The 13,446-nt window shown below is 62.3% G+C and carries 9 protein-coding genes; 3 read left to right on the forward strand and 6 right to left on the reverse strand.

Features of this window, described 5'->3' with window-relative positions; translation table 11 throughout:
* Nucleotides 1-91: 91 nt before the first annotated feature.
* A complete protein-coding gene (locus tag OK352_RS02475; RefSeq protein ID WP_265140263.1) occupies nt 92-1,105 on the forward strand; it encodes a LacI family DNA-binding transcriptional regulator in 1,014 nt (337 codons plus the stop codon).
* Here the strand turns inward: OK352_RS02475 and OK352_RS02480 are convergent.
* The 6 genes from OK352_RS02480 to OK352_RS02505 form a co-directional block, all read right to left on the reverse strand.
* Complete coding sequence (locus tag OK352_RS02480) at nt 1,100-3,199, reverse strand: glycoside hydrolase family 36 protein (protein WP_265139808.1); 2,100 nt, start codon at nt 3,197-3,199, stop codon at nt 1,100-1,102. The genes OK352_RS02475 and OK352_RS02480 overlap by 6 nt on opposite strands.
* Complete coding sequence (locus tag OK352_RS02485; RefSeq protein WP_265139809.1) at nt 3,196-5,085, reverse strand: glycoside hydrolase family 127 protein; 1,890 nt, start codon at nt 5,083-5,085, stop codon at nt 3,196-3,198. Before OK352_RS02485 ends, OK352_RS02480 begins: the two co-directional genes overlap by 4 nt.
* Nucleotides 5,082-7,490, reverse strand: a complete 2,409-nt coding sequence (locus OK352_RS02490; protein WP_265139810.1) for a glycosyl hydrolase family 95 catalytic domain-containing protein — start codon at nt 7,488-7,490, stop codon at nt 5,082-5,084. The genes OK352_RS02485 and OK352_RS02490 overlap by 4 nt, the downstream gene beginning before the upstream one ends.
* Nucleotides 7,491-7,577: 87 nt before the next feature.
* Complete coding sequence (locus OK352_RS02495; RefSeq protein ID WP_265139811.1) at nt 7,578-9,209, reverse strand: type 2 periplasmic-binding domain-containing protein; 1,632 nt, start codon at nt 9,207-9,209, stop codon at nt 7,578-7,580.
* Between the two features lie 128 nt (nt 9,210-9,337).
* On the reverse strand, nt 9,338-10,273 hold the full coding sequence (locus OK352_RS02500; protein WP_265139812.1) for a carbohydrate ABC transporter permease: 936 nt from the start codon (nt 10,271-10,273) through the stop codon (nt 9,338-9,340).
* A 50-nt stretch (nt 10,274-10,323) separates the two neighbouring features.
* A complete protein-coding gene (locus OK352_RS02505; RefSeq protein WP_265140265.1) occupies nt 10,324-11,307 on the reverse strand; it encodes an ABC transporter permease in 984 nt (327 codons plus the stop codon).
* A 412-nt stretch (nt 11,308-11,719) separates the two neighbouring features.
* Here OK352_RS02505 and OK352_RS02510 point away from each other — a divergent pair, with 412 nt between their 5' ends.
* The gene (locus tag OK352_RS02510; RefSeq protein ID WP_265139813.1) at nt 11,720-12,454 is read left to right on the forward strand and encodes a FadR/GntR family transcriptional regulator; all 735 of its coding nucleotides are present in this window, start codon (nt 11,720-11,722) and stop codon (nt 12,452-12,454) included.
* Between the two features lie 72 nt (nt 12,455-12,526).
* Complete coding sequence (locus OK352_RS02515; protein WP_265139814.1) at nt 12,527-13,429, forward strand: IS982 family transposase; 903 nt, start codon at nt 12,527-12,529, stop codon at nt 13,427-13,429.
* The last annotated feature ends 17 nt before the right edge of the window (nt 13,430-13,446 follow it).

The following is a 13,446-nucleotide window of genomic DNA, read 5'->3' on the forward strand; positions in this document are numbered from 1 at the left end:
AGCGTTTATCTTGTTGTTATGCTCAGCGTGATCGAAGCTCATGAAAGACTGCAAGCGATCACACACCGGAAAGGGCGGGTCCGTGGCCACGATGCACGAAGTCGCGCAGCGCGCAGGCGTCTCGATCGCCACCGTTTCCTTCGTTGTCAACGATTCGAAGCCCGTCGCCCCTGCCACTCGCGCCCGTGTCGAGGCCGCGATGAAAGAACTCGGATACCACCGCAACTCGGTAGGCCGAGCTCTTGCTCGAGGCAGGACCTACATCATCGCCCTGCTTTACCCTGCCCTGCAGCACAGCTTCAGCAGAACGGCGGTGCGCTTCTTCACCAGCGCGGCAGCGCAAGCGCGCGAACGCGGCTATAACCTCGTGCTCTGGCCGATCAGCAACGAGGCAGAGCAGGTCACCGAGCTCACATCGACGGGTCTCGTCGACGGCGTGCTGCTCATGGAAGTGCAACTCGACGATTCCCGTGTCGGCGAGCTGGAACGCGGCAAAACGCCGTTCGCGCTCATCGGGCGCACACAAGATACCGCGGGCATCGCGTTCGTCGACATCGACTTCGAAACGACGATCGAATCGGCAATCGACCACCTCATGAAGCTCGGGCACACCAACTTCGCGCTTGTCGACGGCGGCTATGGCAGCGACGCGCTGTCCGGCTACGGGCCAGTCGCACGATCGCGGTCTGCATTCGGCGAGGTGACGACGCAGCGCGGTCTGAGCAGCGTGATGCTCACGTGCGACGAGAACCCAGACGCCGGCCGTGAGATCGCAGCCGAGCTGGTAGCCGACCACGCCGAAACGACGGCAGTGCTCGTCATGAACGAACTCGCCGCACCGGGAATCGTTGCCGGAGTGAAGAATGTCGGCATCGCCATTCCCGATGACATGTCGATCATCTCGGTCGGTTCCTCCGCCGACATGGCCTCGATGGCCGACCCGCAGCTGACGCTCATGACGTCGCCGTCGACCGAGTTAGGCCGTTCGGGGGTGGACGCAGTCATCGACCGAATCGAGAACCCGCTCAACCCGCTTCCGCAAGCGCTCATACCCTGCACCTTCACGGCGGGACGGTCGGTGGCGCGCGTGCGCAGCTCGTCATGACACGTGCCGAAGCATGAGCAGTCGGGCGGCCGGTTCGTCGGGAAGCGTGACGGTCAGCACACCCGAGGCACCGTTCCACTCCGTCTGCGTTGGCAGCGCGGTCGGGTACAGGCACGACACCTCGATCGCCAATCCTGTGAATTCTTGCAACGGAATCTCGACGCTCGTCGGGCCGCTTCGCCTCCACACCGAGAGGTAGGTGCGGTTGGCTGCTGTGAGGCCAAGCGACAGAACATCGTCGTGCCAGCCGGGCAGACCGTGCGGCCAGATCGGTGCTGAGACCGCAAGATCGGCGCGTATTCCCCGATAGACAGTGATCGCCTCGCGCACCTGCTCCGCCTGCTGCCGGTCGAGCAGGTCGAGGCGCCCTCCGAGGTGCACACGCCCGAGCAGGCTGTTGACCATCGAGAAGGCGAGTCGCTCGCTGCTCCAGTCGGCGTTTGGATACGCCCAGACAGCACCTTGCTCTGGCGTGACGGCGGTCGGTGCCGCCGCGGCGATGGGCGCGTAGTGAAGCGGGTCTTGGTTGTCGCTCGTCGACTGAACCGGATGCAGCGCAAGCGACGCGTAGTCCATGCGCTGCCCTCCGCTCGCGCAGTTCTCAATCACCAGGGTCGGATGCCGGTCGAGCAGACTCGAGACCCACTCAAGGTAGGCGCGCCCATGTTCGAGCTGACCATCGCCCGGACTGCTGCCCGACACATCGGTGCCCTGCGTCACATCCACGTTGTAATCGAACTTCAGATAGCCGACGCCGTAATCGGTGATGAGTCGCTCGACGACCCCGTTCAACCGGTCGATCACGGCGGGGTGACGAAAGTCGAGCTGGTAGCGACCCGCCTCGATAACGCGAACTCCGTCGCGCTGAAAGAACGCCTCGTGCGGCAGCTCATCTGCCGCCGTGCTTCGCACGCCGATCGATTCGGGTTCGAGCCAGAGCCCGGCAATCATGCCCGCCGTGCGAATACGCTCAGTCACCTCAGAGAGCCCTCCGGGGAAGCGCCACGGCGTTTCCCGCCATTCGCCGACGGCATCCCACCAGGCACGATCATCGGCGTGCCATCCCGCGTCGATGCAGAAGTACTCGGCGCCCGCAGACGCCGCCGCGTCGATGAGCGGACGCAGCTTCTCGGTCGTCGGGTCGCCCATGAGCGCATTCATGAAGTCGTTGAAGATCACCGGGAGCCGCTCGTTGTCCGGGTGCGGCCGGCGAATGCGTCGCCGATACGCGTTCATGGCGGCAAACGCGGCATCGTCTCCGCGCGCGACGGCGACGGCAGCGGCAACGCCGCGAAATCGCTCGCCCGGCGCAAGCCGACGCGTCCACGCGTGCGCCTGATCGGTCGGCCCCGTTCCCACGACGTAGAGCGCGCCTTCCCAGTCGCCGATCTCCCACCGCCAGCCGCCGTTGTTCTCGATCTGCCAGAGCGTCGAGCGAGAACCGTCGTTCGCGCTCAGCATTCCGAGCGGAAGGTGGCCGCCGCTCGACCAGCTTCCTCGGCCCGTCAGCGAGAACGACGCGCGCGAGCCCGCATACCTCCACTGGGCGAGGCCGACATCGTCGAGGCCCAGGTCGCCGGGAGGGCTGTGCTGCCAGGATGCCTCGCGAAACCAGCTGTTGTCGGCGAACGCGACTCTCTGATCGTTCCACCACGCACTGCCGGGAGCAGTGAGCCCTCCCAGCGCAAACGACGAGAGCAGCTGCACGTCGGCGGCGGCGTCACCGTCGTTGATCACGTCGGTCTGCCACCGAACCACCGCGATGTCGCGCCAGCTGCGAAGCCGCGTCACAACGGTGAGCGAGCTGCCGGGGTCACGCATGGTCACCTCGAGCCTGCTGCTGTCACCCTCCGTCGTCTCGTCGTGCGACACATAGCGCATCCGTCGACTCAGTGCGCTGCCCATCAGCCGCTCCGAGGAGGCGATGGCGTTGCCCTCCCCCGCAACGCGCACTTCGGCAAGGGGAAGACCGGCGGAACCCGCAGACCATCCCGACTCCCCCTGGGCGCCGATGTACGCCACCCGCGGCGGCGTCGCTTCGCAATCGATGACAACCTCAAGGCTCCCTGGCCTCCAGGTGATGGGACCGGTCATGCGCGCTCTCCTTCGCCGTTGCGCGCAGTGCGATTGCGCGCGTCGATGTCTTCTGAAACACGATTCGTGACGGGAAAGTAGACGGTGTAGCTCTCATCCCGCACCCGGTACAGCGGTGTGAACCGAATCGACTCGTACTGGCCGATGCTGCGAAAGCCGGGCAGCCACTGCGCCCACTGCCGCTCGTTGTCTGGTGCGAGAATCGTCGTCGGGTCATTCGGATCGCCGTGAAGGCGACGCTCTCGATCCGTCAGCCCCGCAAGCACGACCGGACCATGCACAAAAGCAACGGTCTCGGGCTCATCCGGTATGGGCTCGCACTGAAGCGCGCACGGAAGACTCATCTGAACCCTCGTGCGCTCGCCCGAGTGCCGAACTGCTGCGAACCCGTCGGCAACACGGACATCCGCTTCTCTGCCGTCGATGTGGAACGATGGCTGCCCGTGCACCCAGTTGGGAATGCGCAGACGCAGAGGCACGTCCGCCGCGGCATCCGACTCGATCGTGATATCGACCTGCCACGACTCTGGTCGATGCCGTGACCCCGACCGTCCTGCGTTGGCTTCCGGGCCGACCGCGTCGACCGTCTCGCTCCGTTCGATGCGAACAGTGACCTGCCGCCCATCGACTTCAAGCGTGATCGTCGACGCGATGTACTGCGCGATGACGAGCGTCCGTTCGTCGAGATAGGCGATGGACGCCTGGTGTCGCGAGTGCGCCTGCACAAGTGTTCCGTGGCAGCACCAGAAATCTTCGGTCGGCGTTCCCCAGAGTTTTCGGGCTCCCGCCTCAAGCGGCAGAAAGTAGGCCACCGTCCCCGTCGCGTCGTTCTGCTGCGCGAGGATGCCGTTGTAGAGATTTCGTTCGATGTAGTCGAGGTAGACGCGCTCCCCCGTCCAGCGAAACAGAACATCGGCAAGACGAATCATGTTGTAGACGGTGCAGAGCTCCTGATTCTTGTCTCCGCGGCGTGCCGCAAACTCGAACGGCGGCGTCCAGATCTCACCCGAGGTCTGCCCTCCTGTGCAGTACGTGCCACGCTGCGTCACCGCCACGTTCCAGTAGGACCTGACCACGTCTGCCCACCGCTGCTCACCGGTCACCTCGTAGGCACGAGCGGCGCCCAGCACCTCGGGGATCGTCGTGTTCGCGTGCATGTTGGTCAGCACATCAGCGCCAGCGATCAGCGGATCGAACAAGCGGCGCCGGTCATAGCGGTTCAGCAGCCGGCGATACATCTCGTCGCCTGTGAGCGAGAGCAGGTCAGCCCAGATTTCGAGCATTCCGCCGGTCTCAACGTCGAGAATCTCGTCGAATGTCTCTTCATCGAATGAGGCGGCCCACCGATCAAACCATGTTGCAGCTCGATGGGCTACGGCGAGCGCACGGGGGTCACCGCATTCTCGCGCCACGTCGACAAGGCCCATCAGCGTCTTGTGCACGTTGTACTGCGGGGCCCACACGGCGCGGCCTTGCGCAAGCCGATGCATGAACGACTGAGGGATGCCGAACACCCACTCGCCGCCGTTCTCACGTTGGCAGCGTTCGAGCTCCGCGACGATGGAGCTCACCCGCGCGGCCAGCAGTGCGTCTCCCGTCGAGGCCACCTCCCGTGCCGCAGCCGACATCCAGTGCCCGAGAAAATGACCCCGCAGCTCTCCCGATGGCGATTCCCACCCCCAGTGTCGACCGACGCCTCTGTCCGTGGGGTCCTCAGAGCTCGGTTTGAACTGCCAGAGGCGATTCGATATCCCCGCTTCGATGTAGTGGTTCTGAAGCAGGTTGTCGTCGGTCAGCGAGAGAAGATATTCCCGATTCAGGCGGCGACGTCGCTCGAACTCACCCGGACTCAGGGCAACGGCCGATAGCGGAAGGTTTGTGATCATGCGCGATGCCGTACTCGGTGGAGGGCGACGACGACGGGGTTCTCGCCAACAGTGATGAGCAGCTCGTTCGTGCCTGACTCGGAAAAGAGGAAGGATGACCCTGCCGTCAGACGTAGCGAGCCATCTGGGCGAAGCCATTCCGCGTCAGTGCGCCGCCGCACGTGAACGCGAGCCTCGCTTTCGTTCCACTCGAGGCGGTCAACGATGATGCCGCCGCGTGCGGTGAGCCCCGTTATCGCACCCTGCTCGCTCCACTCGTCGGGCAGAGCGGGGACCACGGTGAGCGATTCACGATCAGAGGAGACGAGCATCGCCGCGACGAGGGCGGGAAGCCCGCCACTCGGGTCGAGATTGAAGATGCGCCCGGCGTCATGCGTCGTGGTGAGCGCCGGCGTCCAGTGCTCGAGGGCGAGCCAGTCAATGCAGGTGAGCGTCGACTCGGCATCGCCGAGTGCGGCAGCGGCGAGCCCCAGCTGAACAAGACCGAACGCCATCTCCATGCGCCCTGGAGGTGCCGTCGGGTCGTCGGCCCGCCACGCGATCTTTCGCCGGATCGTCGTGGCCGCCGCGTTCCTCAGCGCTCGCGCCAACTCGGAGTCGCCGACGAATGCTTCGTCTGGTTCGTACCAGAGCGGGTAAAGCTGCGACGTGTGGCGGTGGGCGATGTTCTCAGACAAGGCGCCATCGATCCACTCGGCCAACGTGCCATCCGCCGCAACGCGATAGTCGGGCAGATCAGCGACAACGCGCGACCACCGTTCGTTGAGAGAATCGTCGCCCCGTGCCTCGGCGAGTACCCGCGCGCAGCGTGCGGCGTCTCGCAGAATCGCGATGTCCATCGTCGGATCGGCTGCGAGAGGAAAATCGCTCGAACCGGGCGTGTTCTCGGGCGAATAGCCGGGCGCGAGGTGACGTACCCCTTCCGTGACGATCGACGCCGACTCGGCGAACTCGAGCACGCCCGTCACGAGAGCCCAGAGATCATCGTCGACAATCGAACGATCACCTGTAGTCGACACAATGTCGGCGGCGAAACGCAGAATCCAGCCTCCGCCGCCGACCCAGAAGACGTGCGGAAACTCCGCCCCGAAGTGGTTGGCACGCCCCGTATCCGACATTCTCGCGGGCAACAGCATGCCGTTCGCACCGAAGATCTTACGGGCATTCGTTCGATAGTCCTGCAGGTGCGGGAGCACAAGTCTCAGAAGCGAGGTCGCAAGCTCAGGAGTCCCTGTCGGGATCAGGCTGGCTGCGCCGCCATTCTGCACGTTGCCGTTCATCGTGTAGTCGGCAGACCAGGCTGGCGTCCAGGTGCCCTGCCACACGCCCTGAAGAGTCGGCGGCAGAAAGCCCGTGGCACCGATGACGTTCGCTCGCCCCGAGAGGTACGCGATCTCGACGGCGCGTCGCCGTGCAGCCGCGTCCCCTTCTCTCGCCCGGCGCCACGTCAGCTCGGTCAGTTCTGCAGGGTATTCATCGCCGAAGTCGAGGACTGATTGCCGCACCAGTTCACCGTGCGACTCTGACTGCGCCTGCCGCAGCGACGCCCAGTCGCGAACATCGACAAAATCGGCAAGCGCCCCCGCGTCGTCACCCACCGCGACGGTCGCAGCAAGAAGCACCCGCCCGTTTTCGGGCACATCAACGACTGTCGTGAGATGGGTGCCCGTGTCGTCGAACGCCCACGGGTTGGGGGCGTGGACCCTCGTGGTCGCCGTGATCGCCGACCCGCTGTTCACAGCCGAGGCGACGATGCGAGCGGAGGGTCCGGCGATCAGCTCACTGCGCACGTGCTCGGAGTAGTTGGGCGCGCCGGTGGCGGCGCTAGACACGGCTTCGAACGAGAGACCAAGGTCGATGCGCGCCGAAAGCTCGTGCTCGGCCTCAATTGACACCCAGACGGTCTCCCCGCCACGCGGGGCAATGACGCTCACGCGTACAGTTCCGGCGCGAGCATCCTGCCACTGCGTAGCGACCTCTCCGTGTTCGAGATCAATTAGCCGTTGCACCGGCCCGCCTCTGCTTCCGGGTGCCCGCACGAGCAGCGTCGCACACATGCCCAGAGGGTTTGTCCACACCAAGCCGTTCCCATAGGCCGGTTCCCTCGCCGCCGCCATCATCAGCTCCGTCGCGAGCCCGCTGTCGCCGTGGTTCACCGCGTCTCTGATGCTGGCGACGGCCGCAGAGAGGTCGGGCGCATCGGGTGTCGGGTTCGCGGGGAGGAAGAACTGTTCGTGGGACAGCGATATCGTCTGCTCGCCTGGTTCACCAAAGAGCAGCGCGCCGACAGTTCCGCTGCCAGCAATCAACCCGTCTTCCCATTTCAGTGCGACGGTCCGGCTCTCGAAGGGAGCCCCTCCTGCTATCGCGTCGAATGAACCGGTCGGCTGCATTTCGTCAAGCACCCCTTCTTCGAGATGTCATGCGCGACACGTGGCGCGCGGAGACGGGAACGGGGGCGTGCGCCGAAGCGCTCGCCCCAGCTCACAGCCTCACTGGTCGTAGGCGTTCTGCCAGATCTCCACGTAACGGTCAGATCCAAGCCCCTTCAGGCCATCCACATAGGTGGACCAGTCCGCGTCGCTGTTGGGATCGCGCACGCCGGTGATGAATTCCGCCGTCGCTGTCGCCACATAGTTCTCAACGTTTGTCGTCAACGTCGACAGCTCGTTTGAATCATCGTCGGGAACCCAGACGTTCCAGTAGGGGAACATCGCATCAGACTCCTTCCCCTCGTAGAGCTCTGTCGCTTGGTAGAACCGGCGTTCGGCGCCCTCTTCGGTATAGATATCCATGGGCTGCACCTGCGCGTTGCGGAAGTCGTTCGTTTCGAATACCTGTGCCATCGGCCCCCAGTTGCCGTTGTAGTCTGCTTCGTTCTCCTCGTCCATCGGAATATCGACGAGACTGGGCTCGAGCTCCGTGTCCAGCGCTATCTCGCCCTCTTCCGGCGCGCGCCAGCCGATGCCTTCTTCGCCAAACTCGCCTCGAATGTGCCCTTCGTCAGAGAACATGTAGTTCATGATTTCCATGATCACCTTCTGCTCAACGTCATCGGCTTCCTTTGTGATGACGAAGGTTGCTCCCGGAACGCTGGGCAGCACATAGGTCGCGAGGTCACCTGCTGCCCCGGTCAGCGGGGGCATCGGATTGTACTGATTGACACGATGATCTTCCCGCCCGAAGGTGACGGCGAACCCGGGATGCATGGCGGTGAAGCCGCCGACGAGGACGCCCTCAGCCGAGTTTCCGGTGGCCGTCATCGCATCTCCGCCTTGGGAGAAGGCCGACGGATCAATGAGCCCTGCCTCCCACAGCTTGCTCATAAACTGCAACCCTTCGCGCCAACCGTCCTGTGCTGTCTGCATCTGCACAGTGTCGCCGTCAAGCCCAAGCGAGACGGGTTGTCCGGTAGCCCCAGACCCCGTGTTGAACGCGTTGTAAATGAAGGCGTTCATGATGAACGGAACGAGTGACTGCTGCGTACTCCCCGTCAGCGGAATCTCGTCAGCCTTGCCGTTGCCATTCGGGTCTTCGTTCTTGAACGCTGTCATGACATCGAAGAATTCGTCTGGCGTGCTCGGCATGTCCATCCCGAGATTGTCTAGCCATTGGGTGTTGATCCAGAACTTGTACGGATACGAGCAGTGATAGCAGTCGTTCCATTGGGGGAGGCCCCAAATTTTGCCATCCGGGGTCTCCGTCAGTTCTTTGAAGCCGGGCTCTGCATCGAGTGCCTTCGCAATATTGGGGCCGTAGTCGTCGATGAGGTCGTTCAGGGGGAGGATGACTCCCTGGTCGCCGTATCTCTGCAATTCGGCCTGGCTGAACTGCGATGCCCAGGGCACAAGCATGTATGCCTCGGGTAGTTCGCCGCCCGCAAGCGAGATCTGACGCGCTTCCGTTGCCTCCGAGGCCCCATATCCCGTGGTCTGAAACTTGATGTTGACGTCAAACTTCTCTTCGAGCAGCTTCGTGAAGGAGTTTGTGTTGAGATCGATCTGGGCGCCCTGCTCACCGAAGATGGTGATGACCTTTTGGTCTTCTTCTGCGCTCTGCCCCGTGCAACCCGCAAGTACGAGTCCCGAAATGGCGAGCACAGCACCGACCGCGATCGGATTCACGCGTTCGGCTCCTTTGCCGTGGTGTGATCGTAAGAACACTGTCTTACCTTTCTCTCTTGTTTTTGAACCCGGATGCCCCGGGGCTCTGAGGTGCGAAACCAAAGGGTGGCTTCGCGGTCCGTCGCTTCTCAGCCCTTGACAGAGCCGAGCATGATTCCTTTGTTGAAGTACCGCGCCACAAAGGGATAGATCAGCATCACCGGAACTGTCGAGATGACAATCAGCGAGTACTTCAGCAAGTCGGCCAGCTGCTGGCGCTCGATCTGCGCCGCAGCGTCCATTCCAGGGGTAGCCTGATTGAGGATCAGCACATTGCGCAGAACGATTTGCAGCGGGTACAAGCTGGGATCCCTGAGGTACATCAGAGCGTCGAAGTAGGAGTTCCACTGGAAGATCGCGTACATGAGCGCGATCACTGCCAGCAGCGGCTTCGACAGCGGAAGCACAATCGTCCACAGAAAGCGCAGGTCACTGGCTCCGTCAAGCTGGGCCGCCTCGTACAGCTCATCCGGAATGGACGAGCGAAAGAAAACGACAGCGATGATGACCTGCCACACTCCGACCGCCTGAGGAAGAAGCAACGCCCAACGTGTGTCGAGAAGGCCAAGCTGCTGCACAACGATGTACGTCGGGATGATGCCTCCCGCGAAGAGCATCGTGAAGATGACACCGAGGCTCAGTCCACCGCGCCCCCACAGATCTTTCCGCGAAAGCGGATATGCAATGGCAACCGTGAGAGTCAGGCTGATCAGAGTGCCCACCGTCGTGTAGATCAGCGAGTTGAGGAACCCCGTCATGATCTGAGAGTCGCCGAGAGCCCGCTCGTACCCTTCAAGAGTGAAATCAACCGGCCAAAAGGTGACCTGACCAGACGAAACGGCAAGCGGCGAACTGAACGAACTCGCCACGATGTACAGCAGCGGCAAAAGAACGGCAAGCAGGAACGTCGTCAACAAGATGTAGACGCCGATCATGAAGAAGCGATCGACAAGCGGATCCTTGATCTGTGTCTGGTGATCACCGCGACGGTTTCCTCCCGCGCGCATGCCCTTCTTGCCTGTCACAGCAATCAGACTCCGAGTCGTCACAGGCCCCGTCTTACCCAACTTCGTCATCACCACAATCCCGTTCCCGTCACACGTTTCGATACAGCGTTGACTCCGAGGAGCAGCACCAGGTTGATGACGCCGTTGAAGAGCCCGATCGCCGCTGCTTGGCTAAAGTCGGCGTTCAGAAGCCCGACTTTGTACGTATACGTTGGAATAATCTCCGACTGAGACAGGTTCAGCGAGTTCTGAAAGAGGAAAGCCTTCTCGAAGCCGATGGCCATCACATTCCCAACGCTCAGAATGAGGATGGTCATTGCCGTCGGCATGATGCCGGGCAGGTCGACGTTCATGATTCTCTGGAACCTGCTGGCGCCGTCCACTTTCGCCGCCTCGTACAGCGACACATCGATCGCTGACAGCGCTGCGAGGTAGATGACCGCAGAATACCCGGTCGTCTGCCAGACGTCTGTCGCAACGTAGATATGGCGGAAGAAGTCAGGATCACCGAGAAAGTCGATGGCGTGCATTCCGAAGAACGACGTGACGTCTCCCGCCAGGCCGAGCTTCGGCGAAAGAAACAGGATCGTCATCGAAACGACGACAACTGTGGAGATGAAGTAGGGCGCGTACGTAACCATCTGCACTGTGCGCTGGAAGAAGCGACTGCGCACCTCGTTGAGTGCGAGCGCAAGGATGATCGGCATCGGAAAACTCACGAGCACCACGTACGTCGAAAGAATGAACGTGTTGCGAAGCAACGTCCAGAAGATGGGATTGTCGAAGAATCGCGCGAACTGCTCGAACCCCACCCAGGGGCTACCCCACACGCCGTCGACAACGTTGTAATCCTTGAACGCGATCACCGCGTTGGTCATCGGTATGTACTTGAAGATGATGAAGTACGCGACAGGGGGGATGATCAGCAGGTAGAGCTGCCAGTGCCTCCGGAAGCTGCGCTTCGCAGCGCGCCAGCCTTTCGCATTCGGAGGGAGCCTTACCTGTCGCGCCGCGCCTTCGACGTTCGGGCCCGCGGCACCCTGCACGGGCATCACCACGGGAGACCAGTCTTTCTCCGACCGGCGGGGTGAGCTGCACATGAGCTCGTCGTGACCCGCAGAGAAAAGGGAGACATGTTCTCAACCATCCAATCGTCGTCGAACTGGCACGAGAACGACGATAAACGTCAGACCATTCCCTGTCAATGCCAATTTCAAAAATGGACGGCGACGGGCTCGAGGCCCGAGACGACGCCCCACTCGCACTCAGCAAAGCGAGCGAATCAGCAGAACAAGTTCGATGTAAAACCGCGAGTTTCTGCGCCTTCATTGCGTTCTAGCTCCCGAGATTCGCTACTGGACCTCAGAGAATCTCCAGGCGTACGCCACTGGTAGCAGCCCATAACGATTCGGCGAAATTTCTGTAATTTGTCGAACAACTGGCCTCAAGCAGTATGCTTGCGGTGTGGTAGATGATGTCGCAAAAATTCCAGCCGAAGGCGGCTCGCGCACAGACCTGGTCATCAGCAACGTCAAGCAGATGATTGCGTCAGGGGAGCTTCGCGCTGGCGACCGCCTGCCCATCGAAAAGGAACTCTCGGCGCGATGGAGCGTCTCACGCGGCTCGCTTCGCGAGGGAGTGCGAGCGCTCGCCTCCCTTGGCGTACTTGAGACGCGGCAGGGCGACGGCACCTACGTCACTCAGCTCGATCCTGACTCGCTGCTTCGCCCTCTCGGCTTCTACGCCGAACTGCGCGATAGCGACCAGTCGCAAGACCTTCTTGCCGTGCGGCGCGTGTTGGAGAGCGAGTCTGCGAGCCTTGCAGCGACCCGAATGACCGCGATCGAGCTGGACGCGCTCGACGGCATCCTTTCCGAAATCGACACGGTGCTCGACTCAGACGAGGTAGACCCGGAGACCTTCATCGACACGGATGCCGAGTTTCACAGGCGAATAGCGATGGCGAGCGGAAACCCGGCACTGGCGGCCATGATCGGCAGCCTCATGACGCGCACGCAGCGCGCACGCTTGTGGCGAGCGATCACCGAACGAGACTCACTCAACGAAGCGCATTCCGAGCACCGCGCGATCCTCAAGGCTCTTCGCACACGGGATCCGGAACGCTCCCGCATCAGGATGGCGTCTCACCTGCTCGGGGTCGAGGAGTTCGCCGCGGCGCACCCAGGCAAGGAGACCTAGATGATTGAGTCCTATTAGGGTTTGGCCCCGTGGAGGCTGTTAATCGTGGGCGGAGGGTGTTAAACCCTGTTTGTGAAGACAGATTTGAACACCCTCCTGACCACACTTTACGTCCATCTCGACGATCGGATCATCCCCGCGTTAGGATTTTCGAGAGCTCGACGCCCCGGCCGTAAACCCGCGTTGAACGATGTCGAGCTACTGTGTCTGCTCGTGGCGCAGCACCTGCTCGGCATCTCCTCGGACCGCAAATGGATCCGCTACGCCCGTAAACACCTGTCCGGCATGTTCCCGAATCTGCCGCAGCAATCAGGGTGGGGAAAACGCGTCCGCCAAGCAACGGGACTGATCTCCGCGGTGATCACGGAGCTGGCCCGCGATACCCCGACCTGGGGCGAGGTCACGAGGCTGATCGATTCGACACCGCTGCCCTGCGGCAAATCACGAGAGACGGTGAAACGCTCCGATCTGGCCGGTCATGCTGGTTACGGATACTGCGCCTCCCACTCCCGATTCTTCTGGGGATTCCGTCTCTATCTGATCTGCACCCCAGAGGGAATGCCCGCCATCTGGGGACTGGCGAACCCGAAGATCGGCGAACGAGAAGCCGCCGAAGCGATGCTCCGCCACGACCGGCACCTCCTCCAGCCCGGGCAAGTGATCATCGCCGACAAAGGCTTCGCCGGACGCGACTTCGAAGGCTTCATCACCACAGAGCTCGGCGCACACCTGATCCGCCCTGACCGCAAGAACGAGAAACCCAGATTCGGAAAACTCGGCGGCATCAGACAATGGGTCGAGTCAGCATTCGACACACTCAAAGGACAACTCACCCTCGAGGATCACGGCGGAAGAACCATCCCTGGCGTCTACTCCCGCGTCGCCGCAAGGCTCCTCGCCCTCGCCACAGGTATCTGGCACAACTGGCTCATCGGAGCGCCCCGCAAACGATCCCTCATCGCCTACGACCACTAAACCTAAACGGACTCACT

It is taken from the genome of Microbacterium sp. MPKO10, assembly GCF_026107415.2.
In the GTDB taxonomy this organism is placed as follows: Bacteria; Actinomycetota; Actinomycetes; order Actinomycetales; family Microbacteriaceae; genus Paramicrobacterium.